Origin of the sequence: Actinomyces naeslundii (assembly GCF_001956585.1) — a bacterium.
Classification (GTDB): domain Bacteria; phylum Actinomycetota; class Actinomycetes; order Actinomycetales; family Actinomycetaceae; genus Actinomyces; species Actinomyces naeslundii.
Genome location: NZ_MSRR01000023.1, coordinates 45,076 through 68,282 on the forward strand (window position 1 = coordinate 45,076; position 23,207 = coordinate 68,282).

Below are 23,207 nucleotides of genomic sequence, written 5' to 3' on the forward strand. Positions count from 1 at the left end.
GGGAGCGTCGGCTCAGGCCAATGAGGGCTGGAGACCGAGCGTGCCCACGAGGTGCTCGCGGTAGGCCGGAGAGCTGACCTTGTCCAGCCAGGCGCGAGCCTCGGCCAGGCGGCCCTCGATGCCCAGGCGCTCGATGACCTCCTCGTTGTTCTCCGCGGTGTAGAAGCGGGTGAGGTCCTCGATGGCCTGTTGGGCCTGGTGGGAGTCGCGGGCGACCTTGGCGTCCAGACGCTCCGCGTACCACGACGAGCTCAGGATGTTCTCGCGCTCGAACAGGGCGCGGAACTCCGGGCTCGTCAGGTCCCAGCCCTCGCGGGAGGTGCCGTCGATCATGATCTCCAGCAGGGCCCGCAGCGGCGGCACGGCCCACTCGATGGAGCCGTCGGCCCGGTAGTGCTCGGCCACCACCTTGTGGGTGGTGACGATGATGTCCACCGAGTCGGCGAAGACCTCCTCGTCCTGCAGCTCGGGACGCAGCATCTCCTCGGTGAAGACGACGTCCGGGTGAAGGAAGATCCGTCCGAAGAAGGTCGAGGCGAAGGCCTGGTTCATGCGGTAGCCCAGGCGCGAGGCCTGAACGGTGCGGCCCTTGTACTCGAAGTCCTCGATGCGCTCGAGGTAGCCGTCCTCGATGAGGTTGTGGGCGTCTCGCTCCTCAGCGCTCATGCGGGAGAAGATCTCCGGGATGAGCAGCGAGATGTCGTGAGCCACCTGGACCTTCGGACCGATGTAGCCGGCCGAGGACAGCCAGCCGTCGTAGCCACTGAGGGCGTAGGACAGCAGGGCTGCGTTGAGGTCGTAGATCGCGGGCAGCGCGTTGAACGGGGACTTGGTCAGCGCCCCCTCGCTGCCGGCGCCCGTCGTCGAGGGGGACTTGCCGGTCATGGAGGAGATGAACTCCATGAACAGCTCCGGCAGCTCCATGTAGTGCAGCGGGTTGTAGGCGCACAGCGGCGGAACCCCGTCCTCGGGCGGGTTGTTGCGGCGTCCGGCGGCGACGACGTCGACGCTGTGGCACAGCGGCTCGGTCAGCGGCACGTCGCGGAAGAGGTGGTTGGTGAGGTCCGCCAGCGCCACATCCTTCGGGTTGGCGATGTCGGGGCGCACCTGGAGGTAACGGGGGTTCTTGGTGGGGGCCCCGTTGACCAGGCGCGGGTTGGCCGTGGAGACCCAGTAGGTCTCCTCGGCGGGATCCTCGGCCTCGGGCAGGGCGGCGGCACGGGCTACGAGGTCCTGCATGGGCTGAGTGAAGCGGGACAGACCGGGGGCGTCGGCGGCCATCGCCCGGGCGTCGGCGGGCGTGAGCGGCTGGAAGTTCGAGATGAACAGGTCCGCCTGCGCATCCGACATGTCCGACTCGGTCTGCTTGTCGTAGCCGCGCACGATCGCGTCGTCGGGCCGCTGGAAGAGCAAGGACTCGCAGTTGGTGACGAACTTGCGCGACAGCTCCGCGTCCGGGGTGGAGACCAGGCCGCCGGGAACCACGATCGAGGAGGTGATGTCGTCCTCGGTCTGGACCTTGGCGGCGGGGGAGAAGTCCGGACGCAGGGACAGCAGGCGCCAGGCGCCGTCGTCCTCGAAGCCCACGCGCAGCATGTTGACCTTGATGACCTCACCGTCCAGGCGCAGGGAGTTGCCCTTGCGGCCGTTGATGATGCCCACGGAGAAGTGGCTGCGCCAGTCCTGGCCCCAGCTGGGCTGGTAGAAGCGCTTGACGGTGAAGATGAGCTCCTTGATGTGGGCCGGGATAGACTCCAGGAAGGCGTTGTATTCGTCGGTGTACATCGACGACGGCGTCAGCAGCTTGATGACGCTTCCCAGCGAGCGGCGCTCGGAGAGGATCGAGCGGTGGTTGTCGCTCTTGTTGGCCGGGTCGACGAAGCGGTCGGCGTAGTTGCCGTCGAGGATGCTCTGGACGGTGTCGAAGTCCTCGTCGACGTCGCCGACGTAGGCCTCACCGAAGACGAAGGCGTCCAGGAGGGACTTGGAGATCTCCGACTTGCCGCCGCCGGAGACGGTGGCCGGCTTGTGGGCCTGCGTGGACCAGGGGGCGGTGCCCACCAGGTGCCACTGGGTGGCGTCGCCCTCGCGGTGCTTGGCGTGGACCCGATAGCCGTTGGGGGCCACGTAGGTGTTGCTCACCAGCAACGGGATCGAGGCCTCCTGACCGTCGGGGCCGGTCCAGGTGATCGTCTGGCTGCGCATCGAGTAGTGGGCGCCGGCGGGAACCAGGACCACGGTTGGGTCGTCGATGGCGACGGCGGAGCCGTCCTCGCGCCGCTCGAAGCGGCCGGGGTTGCGCTCGACGACGTGCTCGAGGGTCAGGCCCTCGGGCGTGTGGGTGTCGGTGTACTCCTGGCTCATGTTGTAACGCGGGTAGGCGACGGCGCCGCCGGCGTGCTCCTCCTCCACGCAGCCGAAGAGGTTGGCCGAGTACCCGATCTGGGTCTTGACCTCCTTCTTGCAGTAGCCGAAGTAGTTGTCCGCGATGATGGTGACGATGACGCCGCGCTCGTCGCGGGCCACGCACTTGAAGGCCTTGCCGCCGTTGTAGAGCTCGGCCTCGTCCTTCCAGCACTGGCCATCGCGGCGCTGGCGCTCAGTGGCCTCCTCCCAGGAGGGCAGGCCCAGCTCCTTCTTGGTCAGGGTGGTCAGGTGCGGGGCGAGAATGACGCAGCCGGTGTGGCCGGTCCAGGACTCCGGGGCCAGGGAGGAGTCGTTCTCCGGCAGGTAGGGGTCGCCGCCGTTGCCGAAGATGCCCTCGACGAAGTCCAGGTTGGAGACCAGACCGCCGGGGGCGATGAAGCGGATCTCCATGGAGCGCTCGGCGGAGAAGCCGGGGACCTCGGGCACGACGACGGGGCGCAGCAGCAGGGACACGAAGCAGCGCGCCGGGTCCTCCTGCCGGGAGGCCCAGGGCAGGGTCAGTAGGTCCTCGGGGGCCTCGACGGCGTGGGCCAGCAGGCGGGCGAAGACGTCGCGTGGGACGGCGATCTTGTCATCTGGGATCGGCAGGCCGCCCTCGGCGACGTGGAAGACGCCGGCAGTGGTACGGCGGTCGTTGCGGGGGTTGTGCAGGACACCGCCGAGCACCTGGTAGCTCTCGACGTAGTCGGAGGTGAAGCTGGTGGAGTCCGCCGGCAGGGACAGGGCCCGCGCCAGGCCGGGCTGGTCCAGGACGAAGGTCGAGCGGGGCAGCTTCGGGGTGGCGGCCGCGCCCTCCAGGTAGGAGTCGAGGAAGGTCTGGATGCGCTGGTCAGCGGCACAGGGGCGGTGGGCCAACCGGCGGGAGAGCTCGCGCTGGCGTGCCAGGATCGGGGACATGAGACGGTCCGCCTCACTCTGTTTGACCGGTGCCGGGGCGGAGAGCCCCAGCAGCTCCAAACGCAGGGCGATGGCGGAAGTAGTGGCCGCGTCTGTAGTTGTCATGGCACGAGCCTAGACAGACCAGATGACACGCTCCTGTTACGTTCTGCCCAGAAGGACGGCTTGAGCAGTGTGGTTGACGTCGCACCTGCCTACCGGTCGTACCTCACCCCCGCCCCGGCCGGCAGGAGACCGGGCTCATGACAGGAGCAGCTGGGCCAGTCCGGAGCCCACGAGGCAGGAGGTGACGACTCCGATGAGTCCGGGGACCAGGAAGGAGTGGTTGATGACGTACTTGCCGATGTGGGTGGTGCCGGTGGGATCGAAGCCGATCGCCGCGAGATCCGAGGGGTATGTGGGCAGGATGAAGTACCCGTAGGAGGCGCCGATGAACCCGACGACGACGACCGGACTCACCCCGAGTGACAGGGCCATCGGGGCAACGATGAGCAGGCCGGCCGCCTGAGAGTTCACCAGCTTGCCGATGATGAACAAGACGATGGCGTACATCCACACGTGGTTCGCCAGCACGCCGGCCAGTCCGTGCTCCAGGTCCTCCAGGTGTGCGTGGACGACCGTCTCGGTCATCCAGGCGACCCCGAAGATGGAGAACATGGCGGTGGCTCCGGCCTTGAACACGGCGGTGGAGGCGATCTTGCCGGCCTGCACCTTGCAGGTCAGCAGGATGAGTGCCCCGGCGGCGAGCATGACCATCTGAATGACGAGGTTCATGCTCAGGTGCTCCAGCTCGCCGTTGTCGCCGGTGGGGAACTCGGGACGCAGTACGTCGAAGGCGCCCAGGACGACGACGGCGATGATGGCTGCCAGGAAGATCCCAGTGGCGCGGTAGGCCTCGGGTGAGAACACCTTCCCGATAAGGGTCTCGGAGCTGGAGTGGACGGCGGCGCGGAACTCCGGATCCTCCAGGCGCTTCTGGTACGCCTCGTCCTGGTCCAGGTCCTTGCCGCGACGCATCGACCACAGGGCGGCCAGGAGTACTCCGCACAGGGACGCCGGGATGGAGATCGCCAGGATCTGGAGGACCGACCAGTGCCGGTCGGTGTTCTTGGCGATGATGGAGACCACGGAGACCGTGGCCACGGAGACCGGTGAGGCGGTGATCCCCATCTGGGCGGCGACTGAGGAGGCGGCCATGGGGCGCTCGGGTCGGATGTCCTTCTTGATGGCGATGTCCGCAATGATCGGAAGCATCGTGTAGACGACGTGCCCGGTTCCGCACAGCACGGTGAGGAGCCAGGTGACGCATGGGCCGAGAATGGTGATCTGCTCGGGATGTCGACGCAGGACTCGTTCGGCCATCTGCATCATGACGTCCAGTCCCCCGGACTGCTGGAGAGTGGCTGCGCACCCGATGACGGCCAGGATGGTGAGGATGACATCGACCGGAGCCTCACCCGGCTCCAGACGGAAGCCGAAGACGAGAACCAGTAGGCCGATTCCCGCAATGAGGCCGAGGGCGATCCCGCCCTTCTTCGCCCCGACGATGAGGCAGGTGAGGATGATGCCGACTTGAAGGATGATGCTGAGGGTCTGGAGGGCTGAACTGGCGTCCACGGTGGAACTCCCTCATGAGCAGGGCGGACGGGAGCCGGGGCTCCTCGGGCAGACCGAGGAGCCAGGGTGAGGAACTGACAGGTTGTCAGCACTGTGTCCAGTGTCTCATTCATTGTGCGGGACTATTGTCCCGATCGGTAATATCCGATGACATCGGACGGTGGTGCTGTCTGGGCGCGAACTCACATTCTGGTTTTGCCGCGAAATGTTTACGGTTCGCAAAGCGCATGAGCGCGCTGGTCAGGGCCAATCAGGTGGAGTTAAGATAACGTTCGGTGGCGGCTTCCATGGCCGGTTCCCAGGCCTGCATCGCTACCGCCACTCCCCTCTGTTCCCCCATACTGGTCCGCAGTCGATGCCCGATGCGGCTTGTCCGCAGCGATCGCGTCCGATCGCCGTCGACAGTCATACAGGACTGTGACTGATACCCGAGTCGGCATCGACCGCCAATATCGGTCATGATGGAGTCCTGACCGCAACCGGAGCGTTATCCCCCGCGCCGTCGCGGTATCCAGTCACCTTCTATGACAGTCAACCGAAACGAGGAGCGCGTGGCAGAAGGCACGAACTGGGGCGGACCCAGCCGCCCCGTCGGCAAGAAGCTGTCCCAGAGGGCCAGCGCCGGTCGGCAGGTCCAGGGCAAGGCCTCGGGGCCTGGCAAGAAGTCCGGAAAGGGACGCAGGCCCTCGAAGGCCGAGCGATCTCAGGACGCCGCCTCGGGGCGCAAGCGCCGTTTCTTCAACTACCCTCGCGCCGGTAAGGGCAAGATCCATCGCTGGATCCCCAGCTGGCGGTTCGTCCTGGGCACCTTCCTGCTGGGGGTGCTCAGCATGGTGGGCGCCTTCATGTGGGCCTACAACACGATCAAGGTTCCCAACCCCAGCGAGTTCGCGCTCGCGCAGAGCAGCACGGTGTACTACGCCGACGGCTCGACGGAGATGGGTAAGTTCGCCGAGATCAATCGTGAGTCCGTGGACGCCTCCACCCTGCCGGACTACGTGGGCAACTCGGTCGTGGCCTCCGAGGACCGCACCTTCTACTCCAACAAGGGAGTCGATCCCAAGGGCATTGCCCGTGCTCTGGTGAACAACCTGCGCGGAGGCGACACCCAGGGAGCATCAACGCTGACGCAGCAGTACGTGAAGAACTACTACGTCGACACGACGAGCTCCTACAGCGGCAAGTTCAAGCAGGCCATCATGGCCATCAAGATCGACCGGGAGAAGCCCAAGAAGGCGATTCTGGGGGACTACCTCAACACGGTCTACTTCGGTCGCGGTGCCTACGGTATCGAGGCTGCCTCGAAGTCCTTCTTCGGCAAGCCCGCCAAGGACCTCAGCCCGTCTGAGGCCGCGCTTCTGGCGGGAATCCTGCCATCGCCCAGCGCCTGGGACCCGGCCGAGAACCCGGATAAGGCCCAGGAGCGGTGGGGTCGAGTCCTGCAGTTCATGGCCGACGACGGCTACATCACCTCCGAGCAGTACAACACCGCCAAGCAGGCGGGCATGCCGAAGACTCAAGAGTCCCAGACCAAGCAGGTCTACGCCGGAACCAACGGCTACCTGCTCCAGATGGTGCGCGCCGAGCTGCAGAGCAAGGCCAAGCTCACGCCCGAGCAGGTCGATACGGGTGGTTTCAAGATCATCACCACGATCAACCCGAAGGACCAGGAGGCCGCCGTCAACGCGGTCAACTCCCTGCCTCCGGGAGCCTCACCCAACCTGCGCAAGGCGCTGGTGTCCATCGATCCCAAGACGGGGGGTCTGCTGGCGCTCTACGGGGGCGAGGACTATCTGACCAGCCAGGTCAACACCTCTACTGACGCCATCGCCCAGGCCGGCTCCACCTTCAAGCCCTTCGCGCTGGTGGCAGCCCTGGAGAACGGGTGGTCCTTGGGCAGTGGTTATCCGGCTACCTCGCCAATGACCATTGAGGGGCACGAGTTCCAGAACTTCAAGAACGTCTCACTGAAGTGGGCCAGCCTGACTCAGGCCACGGAGCAGTCGCTCAACACTCCCTACCTTCAGCTCAATCAGGAGCTCATGAATGCCGATGACATCGAGGAGGGGGTCACGGCGAAGGTGGCGAACCGCGCCGGCTACCCGGAGCAGACCGAGGGGCTGAAGACCCCGGAGCAGCGGACTCTCATCCAGAACGTCCTCGGGTCGGCCTCGCCGCACACGATCGACATCGCCTCGGCCTACTCCACCTTCGCCGCGCAGGGCATCAGGCGTGACACCCACATCGTGGCCTCCTTGAAGAACCCCGATGGCACGGACCGTTACAAGGCGGACACCGCTGGTCATCGGGAGTTCGAAGAGGACGTCATGGCGGACACGACCTACGCCCTCCAGCAGGTCGTCTCCGGCGCGAACGGCAGCGCGGACAAGGTGGCCGCCCAGATGGATCGCCCGGTCGCCGCCAAGACCGGGTCGTCGTCGGACAACAAGTCCGCCCAGTTCGTGGGCTTCACGCCGCAGGTGGTCACCGCGGTGACCCTCTACCAGACTGGTACTGACGGCTCCGAGGAGTCGATCGAGCCCTGGGGCGACTACGAGGAGATCACCGGTTCGACCTACCCCGCCGACATCTTCATCAACTACATGAAGGTCGCCCACGAGGGTCTCGAGGTCGAGGACTTCCCGGAGCCGGCCGACATCCCGGCCACCCGTGGCGGAACGGTTCCTGAGACCGCCAACCCCACTGGCGAGCCGGAGGAGGAGGCGACTGCGACCCCCACCGCCCAACCGGAGGCGACGCAGGCTCCCACCGCCGCGCCCACACCCGAGGCGACTCAGCAGGGTACGCCGCAGCCTGAGCGGCAACAGACCAAGGTACCTGAGGCCACAAGTGACTCTGGCGGCGATGGTGGAAACCAAGGCGGCGATGCCGGCGGCAACGGTGGAGACCAAGGCGGTAACGGCGGCAACGGTGGAAACCAGGGCGGCGGCCAAGGCGGGGGCCAGGGCGGCGTCGGCTAGCGCCACTAGTCCACGGCGAATGAGCACCCGCTTGCCGATAGGTGCCTGACGGTGGGCCGACGACGTGTTGCATGGCACGTCGTCGGCCCACCGTCTCGGCTTTCAGGGCCGCCCGGTTGTCCGGTAATGTGGCGAACTGGCTGCGTCGTCGGGCGGATGAACCTGTTTCCGCCAGATGGTGCGCCGCACGCATCACCCTCCTGTCACGGAAGGACCGTGACCGCCACAGACCAGAGGAGGTGGGTACCAAGCATGCGTCACTACGAGATCATGATCATCCTCGACCCCGAGACGGACGAGCGCACCGCCAGCGCGACGCTCGAGAAGCTGCTGCAGGTCGTTCCCAGCAACGGGGGCACCGTGGACAAGGTCGACATCTGGGGCAAGCGCCGGCTGGCCTACGACATCAAGAAGAAGTCCGAGGGCTTCTACGCCGTCGTGGACATGACCACCACGCCCGAGATCGCCCAGGAGCTCGACCGTCAGCTCGGTCTCAACGAGACCGTTCTGCGCACCAAGCTGCTGCGTCCCGAGGCCTGAGCCTCTACCGGGAACGGAGACAACGCCATGGCCGGAGACACCATCATCACCATCGTCGGGAACCTCACCGCGGACCCCGAGATGCGCTTCACGCCCTCCGGGGCAGCGGTGGCCTCCTTCACCGTCGCCTCCACGCCGCGCACCTTCGACCGCCAGGCCGGCGAGTGGAAGGACGGGGAGACCCTGTTCATGCGCTGCTCGATCTGGCGCGACGCCGCGGAGAACGTGGCCGAGTCGCTGACCAAGGGCACACGCGTCATCGTCCAGGGCCGACTGGTCCAGCGCTCCTTCACCACCCGTGAAGGCGAGAACCGCACGGTGGTGGAGATGCAGGTCGATGAGATCGGCCCCTCACTGCGCTACGCCAAGGCCCAGGTCACCCGCCAGCCCCGCGGGGGTGGCCAGGGAGGCTTCGGCGGAGGTCAGGGCGGTCCCCAGGGCGGCGGCTTCGGCAACCAGAACCAGGGCGGATACAACCAGGGCGGTCCCCAGCAGGGCGGCTACAACGGCGGTGGCGGCTTCGGCGGCCAGGGCCAGTCCGGGTACAACGCCCCTGCCGGCGGCGCCGCGGACGACCCGTGGGCCACGGGCGGCTCCACCTCCTTCGGTGACGAGCCCCCGTTCTGAAGCCGCGACGTCGTCGACCCGTTCCCTCAACCACAATACTTTTCATCTCGTAGAGCGCCCAGGCGCTCAGACCAAGGAGTACCACCATGGCGAAGCCCCAACTTCGCAAGCCGAAGAAGAAGGTCAGCCCCGTCAAGGCCATCAAGGTCGGCACCATCGACTACAAGGACACCGCCACGCTGCGGAAGTTCATCTCCGACCGCGGCAAGATCCGCGCCCGTCGCGTCACCGGCGTCTCCGTCCAGGAGCAGCGCAAGATCGCCAAGGCCGTGAAGAACGCCCGCGAGATGGCTCTGCTGCCCTACTCGAGCTCGGCTCGCTGATCGGAGGCACGCGCAATGACCACCAAGCTCATCCTCACGCACGACGTCTCCCACCTCGGCTCCGCCGGCGAGGTCGTGGAGGTCAAGGACGGCTACGCCCGTAACTACCTCCTGCCCCGCAAGCTGGCCACCCCGTGGACCAAGGGCGCCCAGCGCCAGATCGACCAGATGGCCGAGGCTCGCCGCAAGCGCTCCATCGAGTCCCTCGAGCACGCCCAGACCGCGCGCGCCTGGCTGCAGGAGAACGTCGTGACCGTCTCCGCCACCGCGGGTGACAACGGCCGCCTCTTCGGCGCCGTCACCACCGCGACCCTGGCCGACGCCGTCAAGGCTGCCGGCGGCCCCGCCGTCGACCGTCGCAAGATCCAGGTCGTGCCGCCGATCAAGTCGACCGGCCGTCACAGCGCCTCTGTGCGCCTGCACGCCGATGTCGTGGCCCCCCTCGAGGTCAACGTCGTCCCCGCGCGCTGAGCGCCACCGGGCATCCTTCCGCCGTCGGGCCGGGTCCTCCATGCGGGGACTCCGGCCCGACGGCGTTGTCCGGGGTCGTACAGGGTCGTGCTGGGTCGTGCCGGCGGTCCGGATCGTAGGGTAGGTCGCGAGGTCGTACCCTTAACCCTCAACCTCGAGGCATAAGGCACGACAGCGCGGTCGGGAGCCGGCGGTCATCTCCACAGGTCTGCCACGGGGCGCGCGCTGCGGGCGACGGTGGCGGGGAAGAGAGCCAGGATCCGGTCGCGCAGCACGTCGAGATGCGTGAAGTCCGCCCAGATGAAGCGCTCGATGCGCCAGCCCATGCGCGTGAGGGCGTCCTGGCGCTGCTTCTCCTGCCACAGGTCCTCCGGGGCCCTGTACTTGATCCGCCCGTCGAACTCCGCCAGTACCCGGTATTCCGGGCATGCCTCATCGGGGAAGTAGAGGCGGGAGTGGTGGACATCCGTGATCGCCATCTGAATGCGCGGAGCCGGCAGGCCCAGGGCGCGCACCAACCAGTGCAGCAGTGACTCTCCCGGTGATTCGGTGAAGGCCGAGGCTATGGCGACGACGGCACGGGCGCGCCGGGCCCCGGCACGCGGGCCCTGCGCCGCGATGGCGGCTTGGAGCTGATGCCGGGCAGCCTCGACTCGGCGGCTCGACTGCGCGTACTGGTATCGCGATGGACGGGCGATAGCGCGAAGCGCCGACTCGACCACGCACACCGAGTCGTGGGCGGGAAGGTCAAAGGCGCAGTCGACCGCGGTCCGTCCCAAGGTGCTCACAGGCAGGCCCGAGACGGTGGTGATGTCCTTCTGCGGCAGCGTCAGATGTCGCCGGCGCAGGTACGCGAGGCGCTGCGCTCCCGGTGGGAGGGGGAGCTCCTGGTGGGGATGGTGCGGACTTGAGGGGACGACGACGCTGACATCCGGCTCACGCTCCCGCAACCACAGACCGTGAACGAGTGCGGCCGACTCGTGGCTCAGGCAGCGCGCGGACTTGACCTGAAGGCAGGCGGCCGCGCAACGAGCCAGACTGAGGCGCGCGCCGGCCTCCCAACGGGGCAGGTCCTGAACGCCGATATCCCCATAGACACCACGAAGGAGCCTGACGGGGTTGCGCATGGCGGCCGGTGGGCCAGCGGACGCGACAACGGGCGGCAGCTGAGGCGGTTCGGGATAGGGCTCCATGTCGCAAGCGTGATGGGCGGGTGGGAGAGGTGGCCACCGCAGCATCGGAGCCCTGTGGATGCAGCAGGGAACGGACAGCGCTGTGGCCACGGGGTGACGGCCTCGTGCCGGCGGTCCGGATCGTAGGGTAGGTCGCGAGGTCGTAGCCTTAACCCTCGACCTCGAGGCGTAAAGCACGACAGCGCGGGAAGGGCCGGTCGGCGAGGGGTAGGTCAGTGGCGCCAGCCGGTGCCGCGGGCCCGTAGGTAGGTGGTGGCGCCGCGGGCGGCCATGAAGACCCAGGCGAAGGCGATCCACAGCAGCACCAGGCCCGAGACCGTGCCGACTACTCCCGGCAGTGCGCCGCCGCCGATGAGCAGGGCGAGGGGGACGTAGGGCACCAGCGTCAGCAGGCCCGCCCACGCCAGGTAGCGGCCGTCACCGGCGCCCATGAGCACGCCGTCGAGCAGATAGACGACCCCGGCCAGCGGCAGCGCGCTCGCCGCGACCAGGAGCGTCGGCGTCGCGGCCGTGATGACGCCGGGGTCGGAGGTGAAGGCGTGAGGCAACCAGGCGGCGCCCGCCGCCATGAGCACCCCGATGAGCACGCCGGTTCCAGCACCCCAGGCCAGCAGCCGTCTTAGGAGCTCATCAATGGACCAGCCGGCCGTGGCCGTGGCGGACTGAGTGTCGGTGTCTGCCGCGGTGTCGACCTCGATGTCGCTCGTAGCGGAGTCGGCGTCGGATCTCTGCGCCTGCCCCAGGGCGGTGCCGATGAGGGCCTGTGCCGCCACGGCCAATGCGTCGAGGGCGAAGGCCGCAAAGGTCCACAGGGCGTTCACCACCTGGTGAGCGGCCAGCGACACGTCCCCAAGTGCCGTCGCCGCCCACACGGTCGCCAGGATCGCCACCCTGAGGCTCAGCGAGCGGATGAGCAGAGGGGTCCCACTGCCCAGAGAGGCCCGCAGGCCCTCACGGTGGGGGAGCAGGCCCACGCCGGCCGCCCGGGCCGTCCGGGCAATTGGACCAGCCAGCGCCAGCGCCATGGCCGTCTGCGCGATCGCGGTGCCCGCGCCCGAGCCCGCGATCCCCATCCCGACGCCGTAGAGCAGGATCGCGTTGACGACGATGTTGAGGACCGCCCCACCGGTGGCCACGACGAAGGGCGTGCGCGTGTCCAGCAGACCGCGCAGCACGCCGGTGGCCGCCAGAACCATGAACATGCCCGGCAGCCCCGGGCAGGAGGCGCGTAGGTAGGCAATGGCGGCCTGGGCCACCGGGCCGTGGGCTCCCATCGCCTCAGTCAGCCAGGGGGCGGTCAGTCCCAGGAATGCCCCCGCACCCAGCCCCAGCAGGAGCGCCAGCCACATCCCGTCGACGCCGGCCCGCAGGCCCTCGATGCGGCGGCCGGCACCGAAGAGGCGGGCCGTTGTCGCCGTCGTCGCGTAGGCCAGGAAGACGAATAGACCCACCGTCGTCGTCAGGATCGAGGAGGCCAGAGACAGGCCCGCCAGGCTCACTGCACCGAGGTGGCCCACCATCGCCGAGTCGGCCAGAACGAAGAGCGGTTCGGCGATCAGCGCCCCCAGCGCGGGCAGGGCCAGGGACAGGACCTGGCGGTTGAGGCTGGTGGATGTGGGGCTGCTGGTGTCGGGCACGGCCCCATTGTGGACTACGGCAGGTGACCGGAGACCATTGGCCTGGGCCGACCGCCCTTGCTGCCCAAGCGGTCCTCATGACCAGGTTGAGGATCAGGTTGAGGATGAGCTCTTCACCTCACGTCCTCGATGTGATCGATCGGGCGAACACCCCGATACCGCTGGAGGATCGCACAACGATCTTCCCTAAGGGAAGGTAGGTAAATTATGAAAGAGCGCTGAGGGTTTGGCGTGTGGGGCCGTTTCTGACCGAGGTGCTCACGGTCTGGGGATAACTGGTTCAGACACCCGTGTAGGAGACCCACAAACGGCGTGGACCTCAAGTCGAAGGTCATGTTTGTCCACAGGTTTACCCACTTGTCCACAGATCACATTGTGATGTCGTGGGAAGTACCTATAGAAAGTCTGAACTCCCATCATGGCGTTATTGCAACGAAAAATCGATGTCCTCCAGTGGTGTGGTGCCAGGTGCACACATCTGTGTCCACAGGCGTCGCGTCTGTGTCCCCAGGCATTGGGGGCCTTCCCACAGGTGGGGTGCCGATATCCCCAGTGGCGGTGAACTTGAGAGTTTGCGAGGTCCCCACGATGGCGTTATCGTCACGCGCGCGCTCTACGCGGGCGAGCGTCTTCCTGGCGGGGCGCGACGTCGTCGGGGGCGCTAGGACGGGCCGGTGCCAGCCGGTGTGATAGTGCGGAAGGTGGCCGGATGGACAACGGCATGGGCGCTCAGGCCGGCTCGGGCGGTGCCGACAGCGGAAGCGTCCGCACCGATAGTGCCGCCTTCGACCGTCTCCCGCCTCAGGACCTTGAGGCCGAGATGGCCACGCTGGGCGGCATGCTCCTGAGCAAGGAGGCCATCACCGACGTCATCGACGTCCTGCGTGGTCCGGAGTTCTACCGCTCGGCCCACGAGTCGATCTTCGACGCGATCGTCGAGGTCTACAACCGCTCCGAGCCCGCCGACCCGCTGATCGTGGCCGATGAGCTCTCCCGGCGCGGTGAGCTCGAGCGCATCGGTGGCGCGCCCTACCTGGCCTCCCTCATGGCCACCGTGCCCACGGCCGCCAACGCCGGCTACTACGCCCGCATCGTCAAGGACAAGGCGCTCATGCGCGGCCTGGTCCAGGCCGGCACCCGTATCACCCAGCTGGGGTACTCCACCGACGCCGGCGACATCGCTGAGCTCGTCACGCTGGCCGAGGCCGAGGTCTACTCGGTGGCCCATCACGAGGGGGAGAAGGAGGACTACGTCGCCGTCTCCGAGCTCCTGGGGGAGGCCAATCTTGAGATCGAGGCCGCCCAGAACCGCGAGAACGGGGCGCTGACCGGAGTGCCCACCGACTTCATCGAGCTCGATGAGCTCACCGGCGGGCTCCACCCCGGACAGATGATCATCGTGGCCGCGCGCCCTGCCATGGGGAAGTCCACGCTCGCCGTGGACTTCTGCCGCTCGGCCTCGATCCACCACGGCATCACCAGCTGCTACTTCTCCTTGGAGATGGGGCGCATGGAGCTCATGATGCGCATCCTGGCCGCCGAGTCCAGCGTGGACATGAACAAGCTGCGCGGTTCTCGCCAGATGGAGGACCGGGACTGGACCGACGTCGCCGTGGCCTACAACCCCGTCTCCAACGCGCCGCTGTTCATCGACGACTCGCCCAACCTCACCATGCCGGAGATCCGCTCCAAGGCGTTGCGCATGAAGCAGCAGCACAACCTGGGGCTCATGGTCATCGACTACCTCCAGCTCATGAGCTCGGGCAAGCGGGTCGAGTCGCGTCAGCAGGAGGTCTCCGAGTTCTCCCGGTCCCTCAAGCTGCTGGCCAAGGAGCTGGAGATCCCGGTGATCGCCGTCGCCCAGCTCAACCGCGGTCCCGAGCAGCGCACCGGTAACAAGCCCCAGATGAGTGACCTGCGCGAGTCCGGCTCCCTGGAGCAGGACGCGGACATCATCATCCTGCTGCACCGCCCGGAGTACTACAACAACGAGGAGCGCCCGGGCGAGGCCGACATCATCGTGGCTAAGCACCGTAACGGGCAGACCCGCACCATCCCGGTGGCCTTCCAGGGGCACGTGTCGCGCTTCGCTAACATGGCGCGCGACGTCACCCCTGAGCCCGCCTACGAGTAGGCCGGTTCGGCAGGGGGTGGGGCCGGGAGTCGGACTGTGCGCAGGCGCAGGACGCCCACGGCCCAGCTCGCCGCCGTCAGCAGGACGGCCATGGCGGCGCCGTGCGCCAGCCCGCGGTGCAGGTAGGCGCCGGTGTCCTGCCCCAGGTTCTCCACGACGACGCTCGCCAGCTCCCGGGTCGACCACAGCGGCAGGACGCGGGTCCAGCCCTCGGAGGGATCAACCAGCACCTGCACCGCCATGACCGACAGCAGCAGAAGAGCCCCCTCCAGGTCCCGCGGAACCAGAGCAGCCGCCAGGGAGCCCAGGGGAGTGGCGACGGTGGCGGTCAACAGCAGCATGACCGGCACCGCACTCGGGTGGGTGAGCTCGTCGCCGATCGTGATCAGGACGAGGCCGCTGTAGAGCAGGCCGATGATCCACCCGAGCCCGAGCACCGCGAGGTAGCGGCCCAGCAGCAGGGTTGCGGGTGGAGCTCCACTCACAGCGAGGCGGCGGTCCACTGAGCGGGACGAGACCTGCGTGAACAGCGCCAGCGTTGCCGTCGCCCAGCCCAGGCCGATCGACAGGAGCCGGATGGCGGTCCAGTGCGTCTCGAGGCGCACCAGGTAGAAGGTCAGCGGCAGCAGAGTCGCCAGCGCGAGGGCACCGCGCCGTCGGGCGAGCTCACGCAGGGTGATGAGCGCGACCAGGCCCGTGGTCGCGGCCGTCGACCGGAACCGGGCGTCCTCGGCGTGGTCCCACTCGGTGTGCGGTGTGGACTGGTCAGGCGGCGTGCTCATGCGGACTCCTTTCGACGTTCCCGTCGGGGCATTCGGTGGGTTGTCCGGCCTGTGTCCTCCTGCGGGGCCGGCAGCTCGACGACGCGGTCGACCAGGTCGACGTCACGCAGCAGGTGGGTGACCAGCAGGACGCCTGCACCCGAGGCTCGCCAGGCCGAGATGAGGGCCCACAGGTCCTCGTAGGCCAGGGCGTCCAGGCCCTGGTAGGGCTCGTCCAGCAGGAGCAGATCGGGTGCGTCGAGCTGGGCGAGAGCGACGTTGAGCTTCTGCTGGGTCCCGCCCGAGAGCGTCCCGGCGGTCTGGTCTCCGCGAGCGGTCCAGCCCAAGCGGGTGAGGAGGCGGTGTCCCGTAGAGACGGAGCGGCCTTGCCGGATCCCGCGTGCCGCCCCGAAGAGCCGGAGGTGCTCGTCCACCGTCAACAGTGGCGCCAAGGAGTCGAGCTGAGGCGCGTAGCCGAAGTTCGGCGTCCTCTCGATGCTCCCACCGCTTGCGCGCAGCAGGCCTGCGCAGAGTTGAAGCAGGGTCGACTTGCCGGCGCCGTTGGCTCCGACGACGGCGACGACCTCGCCCCGGTGGATGGTGAGGTTGATGCCGGACAGGACCGTGTGCCTGCCTCGGCGCGCGGAGACGTCTCTCAGGCGCAGGACGACGGGAGCGGCCACGGTGGGCGCGGGTACGTCAGCCTGGTAGTCCCGCAGCGCAGAGGCGACCTCGCGCGCGTAGAGGACCGCCGGACCGTACAGGTCGCCGGGTGTCACTCCGGCTGCCTCGGCCTCGGCCCGGGTTGAGGCGGCCGTGCGCTCGACCTCGCAGGTCGGCAGGCCGCGGGAGGCGAGCTCCGCCTCGAAGCTTCGGTACCAGTCGGCCATCGTGTCCGGCACCGGGTCCCTGGCTTGCTCGGGCCGGCTCATGAGGGGGCCTCCGTGCGTACCTTCCGGCCCTCGATGAGAGCACCGACCGCCGTGGAGAAGGTTCGCCACTCGGCCCGTCGCGCGGCGAGCTCTGTGTGCCCGGCGTCGGTCAGCTCGTAGTACTTGCGGGCGGGTCCGGAGGTGGAGGGGCGCCAGGAGACCGCGACGAGGCCGCGCTTCTCCAGGCGCATGAGAGCCGGGTAGAGCGTGCCGCCGGGCACCTCGTCCAGCCCGGCGACGGCGAGCCGCTGTGCCAGGGACAGGCCGTAGTCGGCGTGCTCGGCCAGCAGTGAGAGCAGACAGGGTTCCAGGAATCCGCGCAGGAGGCGTGCTGCTGATGAGTCCATGGTTTATAGGCTACCTAGTTACTAGATAATCTATCTACCGATGGTGAAAGTCCGCCGCCGACGGAGCTGGAGACCGTCGGCGGCGGATGGTGAAGCGGGAGGATCGGTGAGGAACCGAGGGGTGCCTCGGTAGCGAGGCCTCAGGCCGGCCGGTACTCGCCCTGGTAGACGTAGAGGAAGGGCATGTTGCCGCGCAGCCCGTGCCGGATGGAGGAGGAGACGACCTCCTTGGCGGTGACGGCGGCCTGAAGCGGGGTGGCGCCCTTGGCGAGCTCGGCGGTCACCGCAGCGGCCAGGGTGCAGCCGGCGCCGTGGACGCGCTCGGTGCCCACGGCCTCAACCTCGAGGACCTCCAGGGTGGTGCCGTCGTAGAAGACGTCCAGCGCGGTGCCGGTACCCAGTGACGGGCCGGCCTTGGCCAGGACATTGGGGACGCCCTGGTCGTGGATGCGCTTGGCGGCGTCCTTGAGCTGCTCGACGGTGGTGATCTCCTCCATGCCCGCCAGCGTGGCGGCCTCGAAGAGGTTGGGGGTGGTCATCGTGGCGCGCGGCAGGATCTTGGTGCGCAGGGCGTTGTCCACCTCGAGAGCGCCCCCGAACTCCTGGCCCTTGCAGATGAGGACCGGGTCGAGCACCACGGCGGGGAAGTCGTAGGTCTCCAGGGCCTGCTCGACGACATCGATGGTGGGCGCCGTGCCCAGCATGCCGATCTTGACGGCGTCGACGCGCGAGTGAACGGCGGCGCAGGTCTCGATCTGGTCGGCGATGACGCCGGGGTCCACCGGGACGAAGCGGTGGTTCCACCCGTCCTTGGGGTCCATAGAGACGATGCAGGTCAGGGCCGTGCATCCGTAGACGCCGAGGGTGTGGAAGGTCTTGAGGTCGGTCTGGGCGCCGGCGCCGCCCGAGGCCTCGGAGCCGGCGATGGTCAGGGCGATGGCAGTCATGGGTCAAGCCTGCACCGGCCGGGGCGCACGAGCCAAGCCGGGCCGGTCGTATGGAACCGGCCCGGCTGGGTTGGTGCGCTGTGAGCGGCCGCGGGCTTAGGCGTTGGCGATGGTCCAGCGGTGGCCGCGGTGCGCGTCCTTCTCAGCCTCGTCCACCAGGGCGACGGCGAAGTCGGCCACGGAGATCTCGCTGCCTGCGGGCTGGTCGCCGCCCTCGGTGTAGGTGCCGGTGCGCGGCTTGTCGGTGAACTCCGGGGCGGGGGAGAGCAGGGTCCAGTTCAGGGCGCTGCCGGCCTCGCGGTAGAGGTCGAGGACCTCGGCGAAGGCCAGGGCCTCTGTCTTGTACTCCTCAGGGAACCCGGGGGTGTCCACCAGACGGGTGCCGTCGGGCGTGAGTAGGGAGCCGGCGCCGCCGACGACGATGAACCGACCGGTAGGGGCGGTGGCGATGAGGGTCCGGTGAGCGTCGATGACGGGCTGGGCGGACTCTCCGCGACCGGCGGAGACCGTGATGACGGTGGCGTCGGAGCTGTTGATGAGGTCGACCACGGCCTGCGTGTCGGCCAGGGTGAGGGTGACGTCCTGCGTAGCGCCCTCGGCGTGACGGCCCGAGCGCGAGGCGGAGACGACCTCGTGGCCGCGGCCGGCGGCCTCGGCGACGGTGGCCGAGCCGACCATTCCGGTTCCTCCGATGATGGCGATCTTCATGACTTCCTCCTGAGCGGGTGAGGTGGCTGGTACGTGAGGCGACGTGTTCGGTGCTTCGCGATGACTTGATGGTATGATCAAGATACTGAGTACCTCAAAGTAACTAAGGGAGTGTGTCGTGTCACAGGAAGTGGGGCTGGTGGCAGAGCAGGCGGTGCCGGTCACGAGTAGGTCGGGGGTCTCGGTGCGGACCGACGCCGCCGAGCGCAGCAGCATGGCTGCGAGCCTCGGTGGCGACGCCGCGGTCTTCGACTTCGACATCCTCTCGCCGGCCTGCCCGTCGCGTACGGTGCTGCGCCATGTCGTCGACCGCTGGACGCCGCTGGTGGTGACGGTCCTGGCCGACGGGCCGAGCCGTTTTGGGCAGCTGCGCGCGCGAGTCGGCGGGGTGACGCCCAAGGTCCTCACCCAGACGCTGCGATCCATGGAGCGCGACGGCCTGGTGACACGCACCCAGCTGCCGGGCGTGCCGCCGCGCGTCGACTATGAGCTGACCGACCTGGGCCGCAGCCTCCAGGCGCCCATCGACGCGCTGCGCACCTGGATCGAGGCCAATTCCGCCCGGATCCTGGCCCACCGCGAGTCCTACGACGCCGTCGGATCCTGACGTCCGGCGCTCGCGGAGCCACGGTGTCCCCGCCTGATCGAGAATGTCCCCACCGGTGGGCCGCTCTCCGTCTACGATCGATCCCGCTGGTGGGACGGTGAGCAAATCAGTACCGTAGCGGCGTTGAATCGGGGACCATAGATCTATGAGCGCCGCCACTTCCCTCCCGCCATCCCTCGATGACATCGTCTTTCACATCCTGGACCCGCTTGAGGCCGCCGAACGCGACGTCTTCCTTACGCGCGCGGAGGCTTGGTACCCCGACCTCCTCGATGGGCTCACCACCCTCTACGGCACCGCCGCCGAGGAGGAGGCGCTCAATCTGCTGGCCTTGGCCGCTCGGGCCTACGTCGAGCGCGAGCATGAGCTGTGCCGTCTGGACCTGGCCCGCACCCTCGACCCCGCCTGGGCACAGCACCCCGGCCGTATCGGATACGCCGCCTATACCGAGCGTTTCGCCGGCACCCTGCGCGGCGTGGAGGGCCGCATTGACTACCTGCGCGAGCTGGGCGTCACCTACCTCCACCTCATGCCCCTGCTCACCCCGCGCCCCGGCGACTCCGACGGCGGCTACGCGGTGGCCGACTACCGCACCGTGCGCCCCGACCTGGGCACCATGGACGACCTCGAGCACCTGGCCGGCGAGCTGCGCGCCGAGGGCATCTCGCTCGTGGTGGACCTCGTCCTCAATCACGTGGCCGCCGAGCACGAGTGGGCGGTACGGGCGCGCGCCGGTGAGCAGCGCTACCGCGACTACTTCCTCATCTTCCCCGACCGCACCGAGCCCGATGCCTACGAGCGCACCCTCCCGGAGGTCTTCCCCGACTTCGCCCCCGGCAACTTCACCTGGGACGACGGCGTGGGCGGCTGGGTGTGGACCACCTTCAACTCCTTCCAGTGGGACCTCAACTGGCGCAACCCCCACGTCATGGCCGAGTTCGCCGGCATCGTCCTGGACCTGGCCAACCGCGGCGTCGAGGTGCTGCGCCTGGACGCCATCGCCTTCACCATCAAGCGCAAGGGCACCGACTGCCAGGGCCAGCCCGAGGTCCACGCCATCACCGAGGTCCTGCGCGCACTGACCCGCATCGCCTGCCCCGCCGTCGACCTCAAGGCCGAGGCGATCGTGGCCCCCACCGAGCTCCTCCAGTACCTCGGCCAGGGTAAGTACACCGGCAAGGTCTCCGACCTGGCCTACCACAACTCCCTCATGGTCCAGATCTGGTCCATGCTCGCCGCGCGCGACACGACGCTGGCCGTCGAGGCGCTCCAGAACCTGCCCACCGAGCCGTCCACAGCCACCTGGATCACCTACCTGCGTTGCCACGACGACATCGGCTGGGCCATCGACGACGACGACGCGGCCGCCGTGGGTCTTGGCGGTTACGACCACCGGGCCTTCCTCGCCGACTGGTACAGCGGCGAGTACCCCACCTCCGACGCCGCGGGCCTCGTCTTCCAGCACAACCCGGCCACCGGGGACCGACGCATCGCCGGAACGGCAGCCTCGCTCATTGGGATCGAGGCCGCCGCCGAGGCCTGGGAGGGCATCACCGACACGACCCCCGAGCACGAGGTCGAGTCGCTGTGGACCTGGCGCGAGGAACGGATCCACGCCCTGCGCATGGCCCACGCCATCCTCTACGGGTGGGGCGGCATCCCTGTCCTGTGGAGCGGCGACGAGCTCGCCCAGCCCAACGACCCCAACTGGGACACCGAGCCCGGTCACGAGGCCGACTCGCGTTGGGCCGGGCGGCCCCGCCTCGACGAGGCCCGGATGGCCAACCGGCACGACCGCTCCACCGTCGAGGGGCGCGTCTTCACCGACCTGACGCATATGGCGCGGGTGCGCGCCGGCCTGCCCCAGCTCGACGCCGTCGTGCGTTCCCAGGTGCAGGACGTTGACGACCCTGGGGTACTGGTGACCTACCGCGACCACCCGCGCGGCAGCTTCGTGGGCGTGTACAACGTGACGCCGCAGTGGCGCTCGGTGGCCGCCGACCAGCTCGCCCGGCTCGGGGTCATGGGTGCCACCGACGTCCTGACCGACACGGTCCCCTTCGGGTCAACCTCACTGGAGGGGGCGGGGGACGGGCGAGTGCCCGTACCGCCCTACGCCGCCTGGTGGCTGGTGCGCCCCACCGACTGACGGCGAATCGGCGCGAGCTCGTCGAAACTTGGGAGCCCGGGTACCGGGCATGCATCATGGGGATGTGACCAGCCGTGGACTCTCCATCTCGACACAGCCCCCCGTCGTCGCCAGCCCTGCCGACTCGGCGAGCCCCGCTGCCGCCGGCGTGTCGGCTCTCGCTCCGGAGACCGCCCTCATCTCCACGGCCCTGGACTCGGCCACGCCCGCCGCGCTCCTCGCCGGGGCGATCGACGTGGAGCAGGCACCCCGCCCGCTGAGCGTCTTTGACCTCATGCGCATCGGCATCGGCCCCTCCTCCTCCCACACCGTGGGCCCCATGCGGGCCGGGCGCGCCTTCAGCCGGGAGCTGGCCGAGGCGGTCCGCCCAGGCGGCACGGGGGCGTCCGACGGCGAGTGCGACTCCCGGGCCGTCGGTGCCGGTCTCCCTCAGCCCACCCGCGTCACCGTCGAGCTCTACGGCTCGCTCGGCGCCACCGGACGCGGGCACGCCACCGACCGCGCCGCCGTCATGGGCCTGGCCGGCTACGAGCCCGAGACCGTCCCAGCCGTCGTGTGCGAGTCCCTCATGGAGGAGGTCGAGGCCGCCGGCGAGCTGGTGGTCGACGGCGTCGGCCCCGTCCCCTTCAGCCCAAGTGCCGACATCCACTTCCTGCCCGGGCGGGTCCTGCCCTACCACGTCAACGGCATGACCCTGACCGCCTACTGCGCCAGCGGCGCCGAGATCCTGCGGCGCACCTACTACTCCGTGGGCGGCGGCTTCGTCATGGAGGACGTCGGTGCTCCCGGATCGCCGTCGATCCAGGCCCTGGCGACCGCCTCTGCCACTCAGGCCCACGCCACCCCCGCGCCCTTCCCCTTCACTACGTCGGCCGCGATGCTGGCGATCTGCGAGCGCGAGGGGCTGAGCGTGTCCGACGTCGTCCTGGCCAACGAGCTCTCCGCCCGCAGCCGGGAGGAGGTCATGGCTTACCTGGACCGCCTGCGCGCCACGATGCGCGCCTGCATCGAGGCCGGCATGAACGCCGAGGGCATCCTGCCCGGCGGGCTCGGGGTGCGCCGCCGCGCCAAGGCCCTTCACGAGCGGCTGCGTGCCCAGTCGACTGGTCCGGCCGCCGCCTTCACCATGGCCGACCCCCTGCGCGGCATGGACTGGGTGGACCTGTTCGCGCTCGCGGTCAACGAGGAGAACGCCGCCGGGCGCCGCGTGGTCACCGCCCCCACCAACGGCGCGGCCGGCATCGTCCCGGCGGTTCTGGCCTACTACGAGCGCTTCATCCCCGGGGCCGACGACGACGGCGCCCGCCGCTTCCTGCTGGCCGCCACCGCCGTGGGCGGACTCATCAAGACCAACGCCTCCATCGCCGGGGCCGAGGTGGGCTGTCAGGGGGAGGTCGGCTCGGCCTCCTCGATGGCGGCTGCCGGCCTGGCCGAGGCCCTGGGCGGGACGCCCGCCCAGGTGGAGAACGCCGCCGAGATCGCCATGGAGCACAACCTGGGGCTTACCTGCGACCCCGTGGGCGGGCTAGTCCAGATCCCCTGCATCGAGCGCAACGCGGTGGCCGCAGTCAAGGCCATCAACGCCGCCCGCATGGCCCTGTGGGGCGAGGGCCGGCACGCCGTCAGCCTCGACACCGTTATCGAGACGATGCGCCAGACCGGCGAGGACATGCTCGCCAAGTACAAGGAGACCTCCCGCGGCGGACTGGCCGTCAATGTCGTGGAGTGTTGAATTAATCAGCGAGTACTGTCATCGAGTATTGACGTGTTCACGAGACTCTATCAGTTCATATAGTTGAATCTGTTTACTTCAAGCTGTATCGAGTGTTACCTCCCTATTAAGTATTGTAGTTGAGCTGTAGGATTTGTTGTGTTAATCTGCGATTAGTTGCGTCCACTGTAAAGGAAG

General features: G+C 68.4%; 18 protein-coding genes. 9 read left to right on the forward strand and 9 right to left on the reverse strand.

Annotated elements, in window-relative coordinates; translation table 11 throughout:
- Positions 1 to 12: 12 nt before the first annotated feature.
- Together BKH33_RS10435 and BKH33_RS10440 are read right to left on the reverse strand one after the other, a co-directional pair.
- Positions 13 to 3,429 carry a PPi-type phosphoenolpyruvate carboxykinase family protein gene (locus BKH33_RS10435; RefSeq protein ID WP_003783598.1) on the reverse strand — a complete coding sequence of 1,139 codons (3,417 nt, stop codon included), beginning with the start codon at positions 3,427 to 3,429 and terminating at the stop codon, positions 13 to 15.
- 135 nt (positions 3,430 to 3,564) lie between these two features.
- Positions 3,565 to 4,941 (reverse strand): anaerobic C4-dicarboxylate transporter, encoded by a 1,377-nt coding sequence (locus BKH33_RS10440; protein WP_003783579.1) that lies wholly within the window; start codon positions 4,939 to 4,941, stop codon positions 3,565 to 3,567.
- 524 nt (positions 4,942 to 5,465) lie between these two features.
- Here BKH33_RS10440 and BKH33_RS10445 point away from each other — a divergent pair.
- From BKH33_RS10445 to rplI, 5 genes are all read left to right on the forward strand, one after another.
- The gene (locus BKH33_RS10445; protein ID WP_244157425.1) at positions 5,466 to 7,922 is read left to right on the forward strand and encodes a transglycosylase domain-containing protein; all 2,457 of its coding nucleotides are present in this window, start codon (positions 5,466 to 5,468) and stop codon (positions 7,920 to 7,922) included.
- A 252-nt stretch (positions 7,923 to 8,174) separates the two neighbouring features.
- Positions 8,175 to 8,462, forward strand: a complete 288-nt coding sequence (gene rpsF, locus BKH33_RS10450) for a 30S ribosomal protein S6 (RefSeq protein WP_003783531.1) — start codon at positions 8,175 to 8,177, stop codon at positions 8,460 to 8,462.
- A 27-nt stretch (positions 8,463 to 8,489) separates the two neighbouring features.
- On the forward strand, positions 8,490 to 9,089 hold the full coding sequence (locus BKH33_RS10455; protein WP_003783693.1) for a single-stranded DNA-binding protein: 600 nt from the start codon (positions 8,490 to 8,492) through the stop codon (positions 9,087 to 9,089).
- A gap of 86 nt (positions 9,090 to 9,175) precedes the next feature.
- A complete protein-coding gene (gene rpsR / locus BKH33_RS10460; protein ID WP_003783656.1) occupies positions 9,176 to 9,412 on the forward strand; it encodes a 30S ribosomal protein S18 in 237 nt (78 codons plus the stop codon).
- 15 nt (positions 9,413 to 9,427) lie between these two features.
- Complete coding sequence (gene rplI, locus BKH33_RS10465) at positions 9,428 to 9,883, forward strand: 50S ribosomal protein L9 (protein WP_003783683.1); 456 nt, start codon at positions 9,428 to 9,430, stop codon at positions 9,881 to 9,883.
- 194 nt (positions 9,884 to 10,077) lie between these two features.
- Here the strand turns inward: rplI and BKH33_RS10470 are convergent, their stop codons facing one another.
- Positions 10,078 to 11,076 carry an endonuclease domain-containing protein gene (locus tag BKH33_RS10470; protein WP_232621408.1) on the reverse strand — a complete coding sequence of 333 codons (999 nt, stop codon included), beginning with the start codon at positions 11,074 to 11,076 and terminating at the stop codon, positions 10,078 to 10,080.
- Positions 11,077 to 11,288: 212 nt separating this feature from the next.
- Positions 11,289 to 12,713, reverse strand: coding sequence for an MATE family efflux transporter (locus BKH33_RS10475; RefSeq protein ID WP_076142733.1), 1,425 nt, complete (start codon positions 12,711 to 12,713; stop codon positions 11,289 to 11,291).
- A gap of 709 nt (positions 12,714 to 13,422) precedes the next feature.
- Here BKH33_RS10475 and dnaB point away from each other — a divergent pair.
- Entirely contained in the window at positions 13,423 to 14,847 is a 1,425-nt protein-coding gene (gene dnaB / locus BKH33_RS10480) for a replicative DNA helicase (protein ID WP_003783716.1), read from the forward strand.
- On the opposite strand, the gene BKH33_RS10485 is transcribed toward dnaB, so the two are convergent.
- The 5 genes from BKH33_RS10485 to BKH33_RS10505 form a co-directional block, all read right to left on the reverse strand.
- Positions 14,838 to 15,629, reverse strand: a complete 792-nt coding sequence (locus BKH33_RS10485; protein WP_003783528.1) for an ABC transporter permease — start codon at positions 15,627 to 15,629, stop codon at positions 14,838 to 14,840. The genes dnaB and BKH33_RS10485 overlap by 10 nt on opposite strands.
- On the reverse strand, positions 15,626 to 16,540 hold the full coding sequence (locus BKH33_RS10490) for an ATP-binding cassette domain-containing protein (RefSeq protein ID WP_003783569.1): 915 nt from the start codon (positions 16,538 to 16,540) through the stop codon (positions 15,626 to 15,628). Before BKH33_RS10490 ends, BKH33_RS10485 begins: the two co-directional genes overlap by 4 nt.
- Complete coding sequence (locus BKH33_RS10495) at positions 16,537 to 16,887, reverse strand: PadR family transcriptional regulator (protein ID WP_003783698.1); 351 nt, start codon at positions 16,885 to 16,887, stop codon at positions 16,537 to 16,539. Before BKH33_RS10495 ends, BKH33_RS10490 begins: the two co-directional genes overlap by 4 nt.
- A gap of 140 nt (positions 16,888 to 17,027) precedes the next feature.
- Complete coding sequence (thiD, locus tag BKH33_RS10500) at positions 17,028 to 17,834, reverse strand: bifunctional hydroxymethylpyrimidine kinase/phosphomethylpyrimidine kinase (protein ID WP_003783577.1); 807 nt, start codon at positions 17,832 to 17,834, stop codon at positions 17,028 to 17,030.
- Between the two features lie 96 nt (positions 17,835 to 17,930).
- The gene (locus tag BKH33_RS10505) at positions 17,931 to 18,542 is read right to left on the reverse strand and encodes an NAD(P)-dependent oxidoreductase (RefSeq protein ID WP_003783739.1); all 612 of its coding nucleotides are present in this window, start codon (positions 18,540 to 18,542) and stop codon (positions 17,931 to 17,933) included.
- 184 nt (positions 18,543 to 18,726) lie between these two features.
- On the opposite strand from BKH33_RS10505, the gene BKH33_RS10510 reads away from it, so the two are divergent.
- The 3 genes from BKH33_RS10510 (at position 18,727) to BKH33_RS10520 (ending at position 23,030) form a co-directional block, all read left to right on the forward strand.
- Positions 18,727 to 19,149 (forward strand): winged helix-turn-helix transcriptional regulator, encoded by a 423-nt coding sequence (locus tag BKH33_RS10510; RefSeq protein ID WP_373692695.1) that lies wholly within the window; start codon positions 18,727 to 18,729, stop codon positions 19,147 to 19,149.
- A gap of 145 nt (positions 19,150 to 19,294) precedes the next feature.
- Positions 19,295 to 21,298, forward strand: coding sequence for an alpha-amylase family protein (locus BKH33_RS10515; protein WP_076142734.1), 2,004 nt, complete (start codon positions 19,295 to 19,297; stop codon positions 21,296 to 21,298).
- A 64-nt stretch (positions 21,299 to 21,362) separates the two neighbouring features.
- Positions 21,363 to 23,030, forward strand: a complete 1,668-nt coding sequence (locus tag BKH33_RS10520; RefSeq protein WP_043539438.1) for an L-serine ammonia-lyase — start codon at positions 21,363 to 21,365, stop codon at positions 23,028 to 23,030.
- Positions 23,031 to 23,207 lie beyond the last annotated feature (177 nt).